Origin of the sequence: Singulisphaera photorubra (genome assembly GCF_045290345.1) — a bacterium.
Classification (GTDB): domain Bacteria; phylum Planctomycetota; class Planctomycetia; order Isosphaerales; family Isosphaeraceae; genus Singulisphaera.
Map to the genome: position 1 here is coordinate 2,169,261 of NZ_CP155447.1, position 17,337 is coordinate 2,186,597.

At 62.5% G+C, this 17,337-nt stretch carries 11 protein-coding genes; 5 read left to right on the forward strand and 6 right to left on the reverse strand.

Annotated elements, in window-relative coordinates:
- Positions 1-17: 17 nt before the first annotated feature.
- Together V5E97_RS08465 and V5E97_RS08470 are read right to left on the reverse strand one after the other, a co-directional pair.
- The gene (locus V5E97_RS08465; protein ID WP_406698886.1) at positions 18-407 is read right to left on the reverse strand and encodes a hypothetical protein; all 390 of its coding nucleotides are present in this window, start codon (positions 405-407) and stop codon (positions 18-20) included.
- Positions 408-422: 15 nt separating this feature from the next.
- Positions 423-1,391 (reverse strand): recombinase family protein, encoded by a 969-nt coding sequence (locus tag V5E97_RS08470; protein ID WP_406698887.1) that lies wholly within the window; start codon positions 1,389-1,391, stop codon positions 423-425.
- A 427-nt stretch (positions 1,392-1,818) separates the two neighbouring features.
- On the opposite strand from V5E97_RS08470, the gene V5E97_RS08475 reads away from it, so the two are divergent.
- The 3 genes from V5E97_RS08475 (at position 1,819) to V5E97_RS08485 (ending at position 5,312) form a co-directional block, all read left to right on the forward strand.
- A complete protein-coding gene (locus V5E97_RS08475; protein ID WP_406698888.1) occupies positions 1,819-2,370 on the forward strand; it encodes a hypothetical protein in 552 nt (183 codons plus the stop codon).
- 572 nt (positions 2,371-2,942) lie between these two features.
- Positions 2,943-4,208: a hypothetical protein gene (locus V5E97_RS08480; protein WP_406698889.1), complete on the forward strand. Its 1,266-nt coding sequence runs from the start codon at positions 2,943-2,945 to the stop codon at positions 4,206-4,208.
- A 408-nt stretch (positions 4,209-4,616) separates the two neighbouring features.
- Positions 4,617-5,312: a hypothetical protein gene (locus tag V5E97_RS08485; protein WP_406698890.1), complete on the forward strand. Its 696-nt coding sequence runs from the start codon at positions 4,617-4,619 to the stop codon at positions 5,310-5,312.
- Positions 5,313-6,172: 860 nt separating this feature from the next.
- Here V5E97_RS08485 and V5E97_RS08490 read toward each other — a convergent pair.
- On the reverse strand, positions 6,173-7,681 hold the full coding sequence (locus tag V5E97_RS08490) for a DUF1501 domain-containing protein (protein ID WP_406698891.1): 1,509 nt from the start codon (positions 7,679-7,681) through the stop codon (positions 6,173-6,175).
- 354 nt (positions 7,682-8,035) lie between these two features.
- Positions 8,036-9,511 carry a caspase family protein gene (locus V5E97_RS08495; RefSeq protein ID WP_406698892.1) on the reverse strand — a complete coding sequence of 492 codons (1,476 nt, stop codon included), beginning with the start codon at positions 9,509-9,511 and terminating at the stop codon, positions 8,036-8,038.
- 285 nt (positions 9,512-9,796) lie between these two features.
- On the opposite strand from V5E97_RS08495, the gene V5E97_RS08500 reads away from it, so the two are divergent.
- Entirely contained in the window at positions 9,797-12,169 is a 2,373-nt protein-coding gene (locus V5E97_RS08500) for a beta-N-acetylhexosaminidase family protein (RefSeq protein ID WP_406698893.1), read from the forward strand.
- 95 nt (positions 12,170-12,264) lie between these two features.
- The gene (locus tag V5E97_RS08505; RefSeq protein WP_406698894.1) at positions 12,265-13,575 is read left to right on the forward strand and encodes a neutral/alkaline non-lysosomal ceramidase N-terminal domain-containing protein; all 1,311 of its coding nucleotides are present in this window, start codon (positions 12,265-12,267) and stop codon (positions 13,573-13,575) included.
- 128 nt (positions 13,576-13,703) lie between these two features.
- Here V5E97_RS08505 and V5E97_RS08510 read toward each other — a convergent pair whose 3' ends face one another.
- Both V5E97_RS08510 and V5E97_RS08515 read right to left on the reverse strand, forming a co-directional pair.
- Positions 13,704-14,687 (reverse strand): RNA polymerase sigma factor, encoded by a 984-nt coding sequence (locus tag V5E97_RS08510; protein WP_406698895.1) that lies wholly within the window; start codon positions 14,685-14,687, stop codon positions 13,704-13,706.
- A gap of 237 nt (positions 14,688-14,924) precedes the next feature.
- Complete coding sequence (locus V5E97_RS08515) at positions 14,925-17,291, reverse strand: S9 family peptidase (protein ID WP_406698896.1); 2,367 nt, start codon at positions 17,289-17,291, stop codon at positions 14,925-14,927.
- Between the last annotated feature and the right edge of the window lie 46 nt (positions 17,292-17,337).

The window sequence follows — 17,337 nt, forward strand, 5'->3', positions numbered from 1 at the left end:
CCACAGCCCTAACTTGATCAACTCCTCGTGCTCCAACCGATCGCAAGCATCCTGGGCCGCGCTCTGGTGCTTGAGGGCCGCTTCCAGTTCGCTTCCAGGGTGCGGGCCACGAGCCGATTCTCTGGCTCGACCGCCTGGTATTGACGCTCGGCACGCTTCGCCTCGTAGGTGGCACGTTCCAGGTTCTGCCGCAGTTGCGTCCCGTGCTGCCGGCGTTGCTCGCTCGCGTGCTCGATGGCGCTAAGCTGAGCTCGATCGCTGCCGGCGAGAGCGCTTGCAGAAGCTGCTGGGTGACGAGTTCGTCGAGGCCCCGCGAGGAGACCGCCACAGACTTCGTCAGTCGCCGCGAATCGCCGCCGCGTGCAGGAGTAGCGACCTTGACGGATCGTTCGATATTCGACCAGCATCTTGCGGCCGCAGCGCTACAGTAGAGCAAGCCGGCCAACAGCGCGAGCCGCCGCCAGGCGTTCCTTCGTTGTCGGCCGGCGCTGGTTTTCGAGCAACAGCGATTGGTTCGCCTGATACTGCTCCCAGGTGATGTAAGCCGCGACGCGGTCGTGCAACAGAACGGTCCATTCCTCGGACGGACAGTGGTGGCGGCTCTCGGTCATCCGACCCGTGGGATCGACGTGGGTCTGCGTCTGGCGCCGTCCCCATGAGTACGCACCGGCGTAAAGCGGATGATGCAGCGCCGTGCTCACGATTGTCTCCGTGGCCGGGCGCCACGCGAGCTGGCCGGCGCTGTCGCGCCTTGGCAGTTTCACGTCGTGCCGCCGCAGGTCCCGCACCACGGCGTAAGCGGTTCCCAGCTCCAGGAACGCATCGAAGAGCCGTTGGACCGCGGCACGGACTTGCTCGTCAGGATCGAGCGTGACGGCGCCGTCCGGCAAGAGCACGTAGCCCCACGGCACGGAATGAAACAGCTCGCCGCGCTCCGCCTTGTTTCGCCGGCCCCGCTCCAGCCTCAATTTCATCACATGGAGTTCCATTTCACTCATAATACCTTTCATTCCAAGAATCAAGCGATCGTTAATGTCACTGGGATCATAGATGCCGTCTTCGTCGGCCAGCAACACGTCGCGAACAGCACAGAGATCGAAGAGATTATGCCAGTCCCGGCTGTTCCGCGCCAGGCGGCTCATCTCCAGGGCCAGAACCAGCCCCACGCGGTCCTGCGCCACGTCGGCCAACAGCCGCTGGAACCCGTGGCGGTCTTCCGAACCGCGGCCGCTGAGCCCGAGGTCTTGGTCAATCACCACGACGTTTGACGCCGGCCAGCCCAGGTCCACGGCGCGGTCCCGCAGCGCGTATTGCCGCGCGAGCGACTCGCCGTTTTCGACCATCTGGCGGGGATTGGACTGACGTATGTAGACATTGGCCTGGCGTTGCAAGTGGCACGGCCTCGTCTTGGATGACCCCCGTGGGACGGCCGTGGTCGAGACAGGACTGCGAGCCTTGCGGGACGGGACTGGGGACTGTTCAAGGGCGCTCATCGGCCACCTCCCTTCGCGCGAGGTGACCGACAACGATTCTCGCCAGGCAGCGTAGCGTCTTCCGCTGCACCTGTTCCGGCATCACCGTCCACAGACGTGCCAGTTCGACCTGTTTGGCCGACGCTTTGCGCGGGGGGGGGCACCGACAGAATTTTTGATGAACATGACTCTGTTTCGTGTTCGACACCCTGCTGACGTTGCCGTCGCCACGCGGCGAGCCTTTGTAACGCCGTAAGTGAGACAACTACCGCATCAGCCCCTGATCGGCAATCTGCGATTTTGGGGGTATTGTGTCGGGCCGTTCTTCGAGGGCCGATACAAGAGCGTGGCGATCCTTGATGAAGAGGCGCTGCTGGCGACGTGCGCGTACATCGATTTGAACCCGGTCGCGGCGGGCCTGGTGGCTGTGCCGGAGGCAGGTGAGCACACCTCGATCAAGCAGCGAGTCGAACACGTTGCGGAACTGGGGCGAGTCGACACGCTCCCGGCGGCCGAGTCGGGGAGCGTGGCCGCTCAGGCGGTCTCCTCCGGCCTGGAGGAGTCGCTCTGGCTCTGCCCGATCGAGGATCGCCGCGGTGTGGACACGACGCGGGAAGGGATGATGGAAGGGTTCACGCTGGGAAGTGATCTGCTCCTGGTCGACTACACGGGCCGGCTGTTCCGGGAAGGCGAGGCGTCGATCTCGGGCGAGCTAGCCGGTGTATTCGCTCGGCTGGGCAGCGATGGCGAGTCGTGGTCAGCGCGGCTGTTGAAGCTGGGTCGTGGCCACCTGCTGGGGCGGTTCTTCGCCTCGAGTCGGCAGCGGTTGCGTGAGGTGGCTGGCCACCTGGGACTGCACCACATCGCAAACCTGGGGGGTTGTCCGGCCCGCACATAAGGCCGTGGCGGCTTGCCGTGCGAGTCCACAGCCATCATCCCCCTCCCGAACCCCGAGTAGGGGAACCACTCGGAGTTGATCGGTTCATTTCTCGTCCCTCCCTGGTGTCGACTGTAGGCGTGTGGGCGCCAGCTCGGCCCGCCCGCCCTCAGTGGTTCCCTGCGACATGCGTCCGGCAGCCGGAACGCGAATCCGGCCTGAGGCGGGATCGAATCGCCGGAACCCGACGTGAGAACGGGTTGAAATCTTGAGACGCAAGGTTCGTTCCGAGAATATAACTTCACTCAGGCCAGCGATACAATGCATGTCCTTGCTGATCTGCGCGAGCCATGATGGCGAGCTTCAACCCGATTACACGAAGTCAGTCCGTCCGACCAACGAAGCGTTTTTGCTCGATATTCGGGCGAGAGACTGAGATCTCGACGATCCGAAAACAGTCGTTGTGATATTCCGCCCACGAATTGCCGACAAACTTACTCGTGCGGGCCCACAGTCATCACCGCATAGTCTGGCAGGACGGACTCGGACGCGGTCGCAGGATGCGACGCCATCTCGAAGAAGCTTCTTCTCCCATGCGCGAATACAACCGAAACCCGCCCATTCGTCCTCGCCCGCTCCAAACTGAGGCTCTCGAGTCGCGCACACTCCTTAGCCTCTTACTCAACGCCAAGCCCACGCTCACCGTCGTACCTTCGGCGAGTGTCCGTGCATACCGTCACGGCCAGTTCACAGTCACTCAGCCCACGGGAATTCGTGTCACTGGCACCGCTCAGCCGCCAATCGGGTTCGAGGTCAGTGTCGCGATTTACGCGAGCGACGCTCACGGCCAAATCCTCAATAACGGCGAGCCTCTGGCCACAGTCACCCCCAACAGACTCGGTCAGTTCAACGCGACGATCAGCGTACCGAGCCGGATCCGCAAAGATACCAACACGCTCGTTGCATTCGAAACCGCCAGCGGCACCTTGACCTCGCAAGTGACGACAGCCCCCGCCTTGCTTTCCGGGCTCAACACCGCCCTCACGATCAACGGCACGACGGTCACGAACTTCTCCGGCACTCTCACCATCAACGCCGGCACAATCTCGAACTTGTCCGCCACGGTCGCCAACCCGAATGGCACGATCAACGAACTTTCCGGTCCGATCTCGATCGACGCCGGGACAATCGTAAGCGGGATCACGGGTGCCATTTCCACACCGTCAGGAACGACTTTAACGCTTTCCGACGGCAGCATCACAACCGCGGGTGGCACGATCTCGGCCTTGACCGGCACGCTCAGAGTTCCGGAGGGAACGTCTATCACCGTTGGAGAAACGCCAGGCACCATCGGCGAAATCAATGGCGGCATTTCCCTACTGGGCGGATCTCTCAGCGGCTCGACCGGCACTCTCACGGGGCAGACGGGCATCCTCGGCGCATCGACAGGGAGCTTCATCCAATCGGGAAATGCCCTCCTCGGCGCGCAGGCCGGTGCATTTACCGGAGCCACCGGGACGATCGGGGCAACCTCGAGCACGCTCACCCAAACCGGGACCGCCGACGAGAGTGCGCGTGGCGGCAACCTGTCGAACGGGACCGGCACAATCACCCCGACCACCGGGAACTCCGTCCAGATTGGCACGGCGAGCATCGCCGCCACAGGAGGCACATCGACGACGCAAGTTCGAGAGTATGCCGTTTCTGATCCGGTCACAATTCGGATCCATACTCGGCCGGGATTAGCCGGGCGGTCACCCAGATTCGGCGCAGCGTTGGCCCATCCCCGAAGTTATCGAGAGGTGGTCGCGACGGCTCTTAGCCGTGTCGCTCATCGCTATAAGGCATTGAACAAGTAAGTTGGGGAGGGGATTTGGCCAGGCACCTGCGACGGAGCGATCCTGGCAGATTGGCGAATCTGACCGTCGAAACCTCAGGCCCGGTGGGATATCAGTGAGGCATCAGCCGTTCACCGAACTTACCCAGTCTACCCCTTTGGAAGGGGAGACCTGGCCAGGCACCTTCGAGCCCTGATGTCAGGATCCAGAGTGCAATGCATGTCCTTGTTGTCTCTCAGAGTGCAATGCATGTCCTTGTTGTCTCTTGCGTCAGGGATGGCTGAACCTTCCGCATCCTTCTCGCTGGAAACGAGTCAGTCACCCAGCGAACCGCCCCGGTCTCACGCCTGTCCCTACCGAAGGTCATAGGACTCCAGCCTCTGGCACTGGTAAGATTGGGATATCCCCAAGCCCCAACAGGAGTCTCCAATGAAGCACGTCGCGACGTTTGCCCTTCTGGTTCTCCTTTGCGCCCCGGCGAAAGCACAGTACGGAGGCATGGGCGGCGGCGTGGCCGCCCGTCCCATGACACTGGCCGAGAGCATCGGTCTCGAAATCATGCAGATGGAACAGGAGGCCGACAAGGCGGCTCTGAAGGAGGCGTTATTGGCTCAGGCACGATTGGGCATGAAGCCGGTGCCCGGCGGAAAGGCGGAGAAAGAACTGTTTGCCGAAGAAACCGCCCTGTTGCGTGACTTCATCACCAAGAAGAAGGAGGCGATGACTGCGCGAGCCGCCGAAATGACGGACAAGCAGACGGCGGGGAGGCGGGCCCCAGCCGCTGCGCGTGCCAGCCAGACGACCGAAGCCGACAACAAGCAGGATGCCGTTGAAAGATACGAGAAGGCAAAGATCGAGGTCCAGCTCCTTCAGGCTCAGGTCAATCTGTTGCAGGAACCGCTCGGCGACGCCGTGAATGCTCTGGCCACGGCTGATATTGCGGCGAGCAACGACGAAACGCAACGGGATAAGGCCGACGCGGCGCGCAAGACTTACGATAAGATCAAAGAGAAGGTCGCGGAACTCAACAAGCGGCTGTATCAGGAACAGCAGGTGATGCTGCCCATGATGCAGCAGATGCAGCAGGTTCAGCAGATGGGTATGATGGGTGGTGGATTCCGTTGATGCCTTTTCGGGCAGAGGGCGACGGGTAGGAAGCCGGCAGCCCACTGGAGCTTTCCAAGCAATCCGGTGGCACTGGGCGAAGGCTGGACCGGCTCGCAGCCTTACTCTACCGCTTCGCCTTTGCCTTCTCCATCGCCGACAGCAGCATCCCCGCACAATGCATCGCCTTCTCGTAGGTTTCGCAGTCAGACGCCGAGACGTGGTCGATAATTGCGCCTTCGGGTTTAAGTGCGAGTTGCAGTGAACAGGGGGGTACTAACTACAAACACTTGCCTGTCGATTGGGAATTGTAATTGATTGTGTTTTTTTTAATGTTGGGTTGAGGGGACATGTGGATTGTTTGCTGGATTTTTCCTCGAGTTGCTCACGTCGTTGCAGCTTGGAACTATGACCCCGGGGCGAATCTCCAGACCGGGATCACAGACACCAGCTATAAAGATCGCTCCGTACGGGTGATTCGGTCGCCACGTTACCAGGGGGCTCTTGGTCCGTCGGAAGACAGGGAGCTCACGCTCCCCGCTCGCCTTTGGAAGGCGAGCGAAGACCAACGATCAAGGGACGGCACCGAACGTAGTTTCCTGGATTTCGCTCGCCTTTGGAAGGCGAGCGGGGAGCGTGAGCTCCCTGTCTTTGGGCCTTCGCATGAGCTGGTTCTTGTGACCCTGTGGCAACGGCAACGGATTGATGGATCCAGGCGAAAGTCCCGGTAACGTGGTGACAGTGTCAGAATCATCGGTTCTTTAGATCTGTCGCGGATCGTTGTTAACGATAAGATACCAAGTATCGCTTTTGGCGATGAATCTCCGGGTTGATTGGTTCCAACATCTCGACCTCCTTCTCTCTGGCCGGGCTGGGGCCAGTCAGGTGAGGATTTCGTGGATCGGCCGGCCGTAGTCGATCTCAAGGCGTTTGCGGCCGGGGATGTCGAGCTTGCGGGAGTCGAGGCCCATCAGGTGCAGGAGGGTGGCGTGGACGTCGGTGACGTAGTGGGGGTTCTCGACGGCGTGGAAGCCGAGTTCGTCGGTGGCGCCGTGGACGGTGCCACCTTTGATGCCCGCGCCGGCGAACCAGACGGTGAAGGCGTGCGGATGGTGGTCGCGGCCGGTGGCGACGGCGGTGTTGCCCGGGCGAACTTCCAGGCCCGGCGTCCGGCCGAACTCGGTGCAGCAGACGACCGTGACGTCGTCGGTCAGGCCGCGCCGCTTCAGGTCCTTGAGCAGGCCGGCGATCGGTCGATCGACACGGGCACATGACTGCGCGTGTAAGTCCTTGAGCTTCGAGTGTGAATCCCACTCGCCGTAGTCGCTAAGATAGACCAGGGTGAACCGTACCCCACGCTCGGCCAGGCGGCGGGCGGCGAGGAGCCGGCGGCCGTAGATCGCCGTCCCCTCCTGATCGATCCCGTAGAGGCGCTGCGTTTCCGGCGACTCCTGGGCGAGGTCGACGACCTCGGGCACCGACCCCTGCATCCGGAAGGCCAATTCGTAAGCCTTGATTCGGGCACGCAACTGGTCGTCTTCGGGGTATTCGACCGCCGAGAGCTGGTTGAGCTCACGGATCAACGCGAATTCATTGGCCTGCTCTTCGGCAAGGACCCCAGGCGCTCGCGTGCCGAAGGGGAGTGGGTTCTTCGGGTCGAGTGACAACTCGACTCCCGAGTGCTGGGGCCCCAGGTAGTCGGCGTTGAAGTTCTCGCGAACGCGAGGATCCTTGTACTGGCCGAGGAAGACGAACTGGGGTAAGTCCTCATTCAAGGTCCCCAGGCCATAGTTGATCCATGATCCGATCACCGGCTGCCGCTCGTCGAGCTTGTGGCGGCCGTGGTGCATCTGGAACTCGGCGGCGTGGTCGTTGTCGGTGGTGTACATCGAGCGGACGAAGGCGATGTCGTCGACGCAGGTTGAGAGCTGAGGCCACCAGTCGCTGATCTCGACCCCCACCTGACCGCGCTTCTTGAACCCGACCTGGAGCGGGAAGATCTCCGAATGGGTTCGGTCCTCACCGACCACGGCCCGCGACCGCTCGCGAAACAAGGGGGACTTGAACGGACTGGGAAGCCCGGTCGCATCGTAGGTCTTGCCTGCGTACTTGTTCAGGATCGGTTTCGGGTCCCAGGTCTCCAGGTGGCTGACCCCGCCGGAGAGGAAGATCCAGATCACGCTCTTCGTCTTCGGATCCCATTGAGGACGCCCATCAGGGGGCGACCAGGCCGGGGTCGTGGGCTCTTCGGCTCGGACCACGCCGTCACGATAGAGCATGGAACCGAGCGCCAATCCTGCAAGTCCATTCCCGACGTCGGCCAGAAAGGTCCGCCGGCGGATCCGGCCGCAAGGGGGCCCGTTTCTCGTGGGTTGGGCACGACCTGCCATGCTCGCCTCCCTCTATCCGCTTCCGGCTCGAAACCCGTTCTCCTTGATGTAATGTATCGCACATCTCAGCCTGATGTTATCCGTAAAGCTTCGCCTCACCCGTTATGAACTTGTCAGCGATTTGTGATTAGTCGGCGGCCCGAATCCTGTTTTTCTCGTACGGTGGGCACGGCCCACCATCTTATCTCCTTGTTAAAGCAGAAGTTAAGATAGTGGGCCGTGCCCGCCCCACGGGAATTGTTAGGCTGACGATGATGCCCGTGCCGCTCGCGTTGACGTAGGGAGAAACGAGTTCGGCGAAGCTTTACGGTCATCTCCTGGGGGAAGCCAGCACTTCAATTGTCTTTGGGTTGCTTATCCCAGTTGTCCTTGCGTGGGCGGAGGCAGGGGCTTGGAGTCGTCGGACTTGGGGAGCATTCGGAGGGCCTGACCGAGTGCCGTGGTCAACTGTTCGAGGGGCATTCCCGATGGGTAGGTCAGGGACAGGTGGTCTTCGGTTACGTGGATCTGGCCCCGATCCGGCACCTTGAAGCTGCAACTGGAGCAGTCGTGAGGGTAGTCGATCGGGAGTTGCTGGGCCTCGGCCTTGTCGATCAGGTCTTCGACCTTGATGCGTTCCTCGAAGGAGAGCCGGATCGATTTGAAGGTGGCGTCGAAAATCGCGGTGAAACCATCATCCAGGAGGATGTCGGGGTGGCGGATGTCGGAGACTTCCCGGGTGAAGACCGCCTCGACCGGGTCACCGTCGAGGGCGACCGAGATCGTGTACTGGAAGTCGGGGGTCCGGATCGAGCCGAAGCCTTCCTTGGGGGGGAAGACCTCGATCTGCTTCCGGGTGTAATTCATATTCGCGCGGATGCTTTTGTGCTTCTCGGCAAGGTCGCTCTCGAGGTCGGCCTGGGCGAGATCGTTGGCCCAATCCTCGGCTCTTCTGTCGAGCACCTTGGGGATGCGGTGGACGCCCTGCTTGAAGCCGCTCAGCCCGCGAACGGGGATCCGATCCTCGCTCCGGAGGATGAACTCTTTGGCCGTGTTCGACTTCGCGGGAGTGGCCGCCCCTTTTCGGTTGACGACGGGCGAAAGGTCGGCGATCACGAAGTCAGGGCCGTGGCTGCTGGCGTACCAGGGGGTCTGGAGCTTCCGCGTACTGAGAGTGTCCCGGATCGTCAGGGGAGTCTTGTTGTTGAGGTAATCGTGCAGGTGGCCGGCCGTGAGGAACCGGTTGTCGACGAGGATCTCCGGGGCCGCTCCGGAGAACGCTTGGACCAGGTGGTGGGCCCAGATCCCACGCTTCAGGCGACCGCTGGAATGGGACGTCTGATCGAACTGGCTCGCGGTGAAGCAGGCCCAGTGCTCCGCGTCTCCGATCGCCTTTTCCAAGGTGGCTTCCGACATCCGCGGTGCGTTCGCGAACTCACCGCGGGTGCAATCCAAGTAGAGCTGGATGTGGGTGCCGGGCGACCGTCGAAACTCGCGGATCAAGCTGCTCAGATCGATACCCGTGCCGCGGAGGTCTTGGTAACGCGTGTCCCAGCAGAGGAGAAAGTTGGCCCGCTTCACCGCAAGCCCGTGCCCGACGAAGAAGAAGAGGAGCGTGTCGTCGGCCTCGAGCCGCGTCTCGACCAGGATGCGAACGTGTTCCTCGATGGCGGCCTTGGTCGCCTCTTCTCCCACCAGTCGGGTGATGTTCTCCTCGCGATATCCGAGCCGGACCAGGGCCTTGCGCATCGCCGAGATGTCGGCCTCGGCGTAGGCGATGTCGGGGAGAAGTTCATTGTCCCAGTAGGTCTCGACGCCGATCAGGAGGGCGTGTTTCTGAGGGGGCGTCATGAGGTGCCTTTCCGACTCCACAACCTTTGCCGGCTGAGTCTGAACTCGCGGAGAACCCGCCGTGACGATCCGCGAATCGCCTCGACGAAATTCAAGATCCAGGCTGGTGCCTACCGTTCCGAAAAATTGCTGAGTCGTATTCTACCGCAAAAGGCAAGCGCAGGTCTTGGTCCAGAGGGCCCGACGCTGGAATCTGATTGCTATCGCTTGTGACTCGGGACCGGTATCTTTGCGAGAACAACCCGACCGAGCCGCCGTGTCCTTCTTCCGGAGTTGGACCTTACCATGAGTGCCGTCCATCTAGCGTTGCTATTGGTGACCATGTCCGCGGTGCCGGAGGGCGCCGGTCCGCTCGACCTTTCCCAGGCCACAATCGTAGTGAGCCGCAACGCGGTTGCCGAGGCGGAGAAGACGGCCGTCGACGTCCTGGTCGAAGAGGCCGAGAGCCGTACCGGGGTCCGCTTGGCTGTCCGGTCGGATTGGCCGGGCGCGGGATCGGGGGCGGTCATCGTGGCCACCTCGAAGCTGGATGAGGTTGCTGGGGGCCCCAACGTCCCCCCGGAGATTCGCCAGAGCGCAGCAGGCTTGAAGCCGGAAGGATTCGTCCTTGGCGTCAGTAAAGAGCCAGGAGTAGGCCGGCCGATCGTCTGGATCGTGGGGGCGAATGCCCGCGGCGTCCTCTTCGGTGTGGGCAAATTGCTGAGGACGATGACGATGACCCCGGGCGCGTTGAAGCTCGACTCGAAAACGAGGGTCGTCACCTCCCCCGCCTATCCGATCCGCGGCCATCAGCTCGGCTACCGCAATCGCGCCAATTCGTGGGATGCCTGGGACGTCCGGCAGTTCGACCGCTACATCCGCGAACTGGCGATCTTCGGCGCCAATTGCGTCGAGAACATCCCGTTCCAGGACGATACTCCGGGCCCCCTGATGACGGTCCCTCGCCAGGAAATGAATGTCCGGATGAGCGAGATCTGCCAGCGCTACGACCAGGATTACTGGGTCTGGGTGCCGGCTGACTTCGACCTGGCGGACTCCGTGAAACGAGCGAAAGCCCTCGAGGAGCACGAGGCTCTTTATCGGGCCTGCCCCCGCCTCGACGCGATCTTCGTCCCCGGCGGCGACCCGGGGGAGAACGACCCCGAACTCGTCCTCCCGTTCCTGAAAGACCTTTCCGTTCGACTCGCCCAGTCGCACCCGAAGGCCAAGGTGTGGCTGTCCTTGCAAGGCTTCCGGGGCGAGCGTGCCGAATACGTCTATCGCTATCTCGACAAGGAGAAGCCCGACTGGTTCGGTGGCATCGTCTGTGGCCCGAGCAGCCCTTCCATCGCGTCGACCCGCAAGCGACTCGATCCGCGTTATCCGATCCGGCACTATCCCGACCTCACGCACAACGTCCGCGCCCAATACCCGATCCCCTGGTGGGACCCCGCCTTGGCCAACACGCTCGGACGAGAGGCGATCAACCCGCGGCCGTTGCAATTCGCGGAAATTCACAATGCCCTGGCCCCCCTCACCGTGGGATTCCTCTCGTACTCGGACGGGGTCCATGATGATGTGAACAAGATCGTCTGGAACGGGCTCGCCTGGGACCCCGAAACACCGGTGCGAGAGATCCTCATTGAATACGCGCGATTCTTCTTCGCGCCGGACATTGCGAAGTCGGCCGCGGATGGGATCCTGGCCCTGGAGAAGAACTGGATCGGCTCGCTCCGTGACAACGGTGGCGTCGAGGCCACGCTGGCGCTCTGGGAAGGACTCGAAAAGAAGTCACCGCAGCTCGAGAAAAACTGGCGATGGCAGATGTGCCTGGTTCGTGCGGTTTATGATGCCTATACCCGGGAGCGTCTGATTGCCGAGTCGGCCCTGGAAGAGGAGGCGAACGCGGCCCTGGCGGGCGCTCCCGATCAAGGGGCGCAGAAGGCGATGGACCGTGCTCTGGCGATCCTTCAGCGCACGATCAACGAGCCTGTCGCTCCGAGGCTCCGTCAGCGGATCGACGAACTGTGCGAGGCCTTGTTCCGCTCGATTGGGCTTCAGACGAGCGAGACGAAACATCAAGCGAGTGGCGCCGAGCGCGGCTGCATCCTCGATTTCGTCGACCACCCTCTCAATAGTCGCTGGTGGCTCGAGGATGAGTTCGTTTCCATCGGCAAGCTCCCCTCGGAGCCGGAGAAGCTGGCCCGTTTGAAACAGCTCCAGACTTGGGAGCATCCTGGTCCTGGAAGCTTTTATGATGATGTCGGTAATATTGCCAAGTCTCCGCACGTCCTCAAAGGCGACTTGACCACTCTTGGGTTGAGCGTGGGGCGGCCTCCGATCCCGGAAGTGCTCTGGTGGGAAGAGGGAGTGAGTCGTAAGCGACCGGCCTGGATGGATGTCATGAACTGGCCGCTCGCCATGCTCTATAGCAACCTTGACCCCGATGCCGACTACGTGGTCCGCACGACCGGCCTGGGAACCTGCTTGCTCTCGATCGACGGTGAACGCGTTCAGCCGTCCGTCGACAACAAGGGGATTGGCGAGTTCAAGGAGTTCCTCGTTCCAAAGCGGCACCTCGTGGACGGCGAGCTCAGCCTGACGTTCGAGCGGCCGGTCGAGAACGTGAATTGGCGGTACCAATCACGGCTCTCGGAACTCTGGCTCTTGAAAAAGTAGCCGGCCGAGCTCGGTGAGGCCTTCCTGAGACCGCAATAGTATCGCTTAGTTTTAATGTTTTAAGTCGTTGTTTTGCTCAGCACAGCGAGTCACCAATGCCAAAGAATCGCCATCTTTCGATCCTGCGCTGGATTCCACTTTTTGCGGCCAGCTTGGTCGCGATGCACCCCTGCTTGGTCAACGCACAGGGCACGGGTACCCCTTCATCCACCACCTGGAAAGCCGGCGCCGCGAGTGCGAAGATCACGCCGGAGACTGAGATGTGGATGGCGGGTTATGCGGCGCGGACCAAGCCTGCCGAAGGAGTCGAGTTAGACCTGTATGCGAAGGCCCTGGTCATCGAGGATCAGGCCGGTACGCAATGGGCGCTGATTACCTTGGACCTCGTTGGGGTCCCGCGAAACGTCCGGCTCTTCGTCGCCGAGCAAGCGGAAAAGCAGCATGGCATCGCGCACGACCGTCTCGTGCTGAATGCGTCCCACACGCACAGCGGCCCCGAGCTCCGGACCGACCGTACCTTCGCCACGAGTGATCCCGCCAAGTACTATGACGCGGCTGCCGAGTACACGAACAAGCTTCAGAACACGCTCTTACGACTGATCGGCGAGGCCAAGACCAAGCTCGAACCCGCCTCCCTCGACTACGGCCAAGCACGTTGCGGCTTCGCCATGAACAGGCGCATGCCCAACGGCAAGGGGGGGTACAACAACTTCCCGAATCCCGAAGGGCCGGTCGATTTGTCCGTACCTGTGCTCCGCGTGGCAAACGCAGCAGGAAAGGCACTCACCTTCGTCTTTGGATACAGTTGCCACTGCACCACCCTGGGGCATCAGAAGTTCAGCGGCGACTATGCAGGGTACGCCCAGCAATACCTCCAGGAGGCGCATCCTGGAGTCGTCTCGATGTTCATGAACGGTTGCAGTGGTGATCAGAATCCGTACCCAAGACGCACGATGGAACTGGCCCAGGCCCACGGCCGATCGCTCGCCACCGCCGTCGAAGCCGCCCTGACGACCCAACTCAAGCCGCTGAGCGGCAAGATCCGCGCGGCCTACCGCGAAATCCCACTCGCCTACGACACGATCCCCACACGCGAGCAACTCGAGGCGCAGACCAAGTCGAGCAACACGCTCGATGCGGCCCACGCCACTCGGGTGCTGACCCGTCTGAAGGACGCCGGAACCCTGGCCACCGACTACCCGTACCCGGTGCAGGTCACACGACTCGGCGATCAACTCACCTGGGTCACGCTGGGCGGCGAGGTGGTGGTCGATTACGCGTTGCGCCTGAAACAGGAAATCAAGGACCCCATCGTCTGGGTCTCCGGCTACTCGAACGATGTCATGACCTACATCCCGAGCCTTCGCGTCTGGAAGGAAGGGGCTATGAAGCGGGCGATGCCATGAAGTGGGGCAGCCATCCCACCCGCTGGAGCGAACGCACTGAGGAGCACATCATCGCCACCGTTCACGAGCTTCGTCGGTCGTTGAACCCGTAAACGGCTCTCGTTCCCCAATCGTACGATCGGGCACGCTCACTGTCTTGATGGTCCGCGATCGGGTGAATTGAAATGCCATCCGGAAAGTGGCAAGGCCGTCCGTTGTCTCACCAGTAGCACGGCCGGCCCGGCCGTAATCCCTTTGGGTTCGGCGCAAGTCCGCGGAATTGCCCGGGGCCAAGGGGGGATACAGCCGGGCCGGAAATCCATCGAGATTCGAGTCCAATCGCTTTCCATCGCAAGGAGTGCATCGCCCCCTCCACCATTCTGGCGACGGACGCCGAGACGATGCTCACAAACTCCTTGCTCGCGGAAGCCTCGAAGGCCGCCTGTGCCGTGGATTTCACCAGGGAATCGGGGAGAGCCGCGAGGCTCCTTCTGGGCGAGATGCTCGCGCAGGCCGCGAGCGAACCGGCGAAGGTTTGCAAGCCGCGACGAATGAGCCGAGCCTTGAGCCGCTCTTTCGCGCATCAGGCGAACGCTGACCGTCCCGACGGGGCAGCGAAGTTGTTGGGCCGCGGCTTCATGAGTCATTTCCTCCAAGTAACAGAGGACGATCGCCTCGCGGTATTTCTCCGGCAGGTTATTGACCTCCTCGTGGAGCGCCGAGATGTCCTGCCGATTCGCCTCACCGTCATTGCTCGCAGCCATGTCGATTGCGGTTCGCCGTTCATGGAGGCGACGTCGACTGGCTTCGGATTTCGCTCGCGTGGCGACTCGTCGGGCAACTCCGAAGAGCCAGCTTCCCAGCGAATCCCGTTGTCGGATCGATCGCGCCTGGGTGGCCAGGATGAGGAAAGTCGCCTGAAAGGCATCCTCGGCATCGAGCGGGCTCCTCAGGAGGTTCCGGCAGACGTCGAACACCATGGGGCCGTGCCGGGCCACCAGGGCCTCGAACGCCGCCTGGTCACGTCTCGAAAGGAACCGACCGAGCAGTTGGGCATCGGTCAGGCCGCCGGTCGTCCCCTCACCGAAGAGTGTCCGGATCGACCGGAGCAGCGTACCATCCTGCGCCTTCATGATGTCCCATCCTCGCTCCCGGAGTGTTGGCTGGCTCGGTGAATAGTGCCGAGGGGACCCGCTTCGCTTTCAACTTTTTCCAGGATCTCCCGTCGGGGATCGATCGGTCTCGCGCAGATGGGCTGTGGGGAGACCGGTGCGTTTCGCGACCGGGATGGCGAGTTGGCTTCGATGGCAACGTTTATGTTGTTAAGTTTGCCTGTGTTTGGCACGGTTTCTTCGAAGCTTTCTGACATTTTACCTGACCTGCTCGTCGAGCCAGCGGATCCATCTCGACCACTGGTCCAGGATCGTCTCACGGCTCACGAAATCGTGATCTTCGAGTGGGTAGAGACAGAAGGTCGTCGATCGGCCCAGTGCCTCGAGTCCCCGGTAGAGCGCCTCGGCGTTGACGGTGCGAGTGAGCGGGTTCGTGTCGTCCGCCCCGTGAGAGAGGAACAGCGCCCCGCGGATGCGGTCCGCGTGCAGGAGAGCCGACATGGCGAGGTAATTGTCGCGTGCTTCCCAGAGCGGTCGCCGCTCGTGGCCTGACCCCATGCCCGTCGGGTTCAGGAGCATGTCGTACGAGCCTGACCACGCCAAGCCTGCCTTGAAGTGATCGGTGTAGGCCAGGGCGCACGCGGCGGCGGTCGCCCCGCCGCTGTGCCCGCCGATGGCGAGCCGGTTGCGGTCGACCAGTCCCCGACAGGCCAACTCGTCCACCGTGGCGTCGAGATTCTGAGTGAGATTCTTCACATACCCGTCGTAAGCCTTGCCAGGGGGGCCGACGATTGGGCAGTCGAGTTCGACCGCTGCATACCCCGCCTGTGTGATGATCCGCGGGGATGTTGCGTTGTAGGTGGGGAAGGCATGCCGTCGCGCGGCGTCGGGACGGGATGCGTCGTACGCCGCCTGGTCGGGGTAGGGGACCGGGTAGAGCCAGAAAAGTGCCGGGGCCGGCGCGCCGTCTGCGTGTTGTCGTGGAAGAGTCACGCGCACCCGAAAGCGGAAGCCGTCCGCTCGTGTGACGGTCAAATCTTCGCGGTGGCATATCGACATGCGAGGCGATGGATCGACGTTGCTCGTGAGGCGGGTCGTCGCTCCAGACCGATGCCGGAGGAAGCTGTCGGGAGGATCCGTCGGGGATTCGCTCTGGATCAGGATCCGGTCGGCGTCATCATCCAGGATCGCCACCAACTCGTCGAAGGTGTCGTTGGCACCTTGCCAGATCCGCTCCCGCTTCCCCGTGGCGATTTCGACCCGGTCCAGGAAAGCCCTCGGCGCCTCGCGAGGACCGACGAGGTAGGCATGGCGGCGGTCGGATGAGACTACTGTCACCGCGAGATTCCCGGTCGGGTTCCGGTTGAGCAAGCGGGGAGACTTGTTGCGGAGATCTCCCGGCCCTTGCCGGGTGAGAGCATGGACTTTGTTGGGATTCTCAAGGTGAACCGCGATGATGGTTTCTCCCTCCCCATTGCTGACCCGAGCGAACAGGATCCGACCGTCACCGGAATAGGAGACCTCGCGGATCTCGTCAGTCGACCTCCAGACGACCTCCGAACGATTCTCGTCGGGTTCCCAGTGCGTCACGCCCCAGGGTGTGACGTAGCTCATCGCCCGGCCGCCCGGCATCCATTCGGCGAGGAGCAGCGGATTCCAAGGCTCGTCACGGCCGCCGAGACGGCCCTCGGCATCGGCTTCGAGAGTCCGGAGTCGCGAAACGCTCTTCCCTTCGCCGTCCCAAATCACCTCTTCGATCCCGATGCCTGGCTTCGAGGCTTCGGACTCCGTCTGGATCGTGACGCGGAAGAATGAAGCGTCCGGGGACGGTCGGACGGAGCTGATCATCGCGGGCTTCCCGACCCTTCGCTCCGTTCCGCCGGCGACGTCGATGACGGTGAGCTGTCCCGTGTTCAGGAGGCTGAAGAGCCCGACGTCGGACGGCATCGGAGACGTCGTCCCGGCCGGGCTCGGTCGTGGGTTCGCGGGTCTGGACCGGCGAACGATTGGGTGGGGCGATTTCGAGGGGGGATTTCTCCCGGCGTCTGTGGACAAGAGCGCGACGAGGCTGCGGCCATCGGCGGTCCAGTCGTAGCGGACGTGCCGTACCAAAAGCAACGGCGAGGGGCAGACCGGCCGGGACGCTCCGGTCGCGGGATCGGCGACGAAGAGGCGCGTTCCATCGTCAGCATGGGCGAGGAACGAAATCCATCGCCCGTCGGGCGACCATCGGGCCTGCCCGATCCGGACGCCCTCCGGGGCTTTGAGGAGAACCCGGCGACCCTCGAAATCGTGGATCGCGAGCGATTCGACCGCCTGCAACGGCTCCCAGAGGCTGCGGCGGGCCTTGATGTCGACCTTGAGATGGACCCAGGTTGCGATCGGGCGATCGAGGAGGGCGAGCGGGGGCAGCCCGGCGTCGCGGACCACGAGATATCTCGTCCCGGTGGGGTCCGGAAGGACCCGCTCGAAGGGTTCCTTCCGGGCGGCGAGGACTGCCTCCATGACGGCCGGAGGAGGCACGAGGTAAGCCTTTTGGCCTCCCGCCTCAACTCCAGCCCACGCGCTCGACCCCCACAAGATCGCGATCACCGGCACGCAGTAGAGGCGAGGCACGAACCGCATGCGATCCTCCCCGAAATTTGCGAATTATCTTGTTATGATTTCATGA

Coding starts and splice junctions, on each gene's coding strand:
- V5E97_RS08490 (WP_406698891.1), bottom strand. CDS start 7,681: ATGGCAGGTCGTGCCCAACCCACGAGAAACGGGCCCCCTTGCGGCCGG.
- V5E97_RS08480 (WP_406698889.1), top strand. CDS start 2,943: ATGCGCGAATACAACCGAAACCCGCCCATTCGTCCTCGCCCGCTCCAA.
- V5E97_RS08495 (WP_406698892.1), bottom strand. CDS start 9,511: ATGACGCCCCCTCAGAAACACGCCCTCCTGATCGGCGTCGAGACCTAC.
- V5E97_RS08465 (WP_406698886.1), bottom strand. CDS start 407: ATGCTGGTCGAATATCGAACGATCCGTCAAGGTCGCTACTCCTGCACG.
- V5E97_RS08510 (WP_406698895.1), bottom strand. CDS start 14,687: ATGAAGGCGCAGGATGGTACGCTGCTCCGGTCGATCCGGACACTCTTC.
- V5E97_RS08500 (WP_406698893.1), top strand. CDS start 9,797: ATGAGTGCCGTCCATCTAGCGTTGCTATTGGTGACCATGTCCGCGGTG.
- V5E97_RS08485 (WP_406698890.1), top strand. CDS start 4,617: ATGAAGCACGTCGCGACGTTTGCCCTTCTGGTTCTCCTTTGCGCCCCG.
- V5E97_RS08505 (WP_406698894.1), top strand. CDS start 12,265: ATGCCAAAGAATCGCCATCTTTCGATCCTGCGCTGGATTCCACTTTTT.
- V5E97_RS08515 (WP_406698896.1), bottom strand. CDS start 17,291: ATGCGGTTCGTGCCTCGCCTCTACTGCGTGCCGGTGATCGCGATCTTG.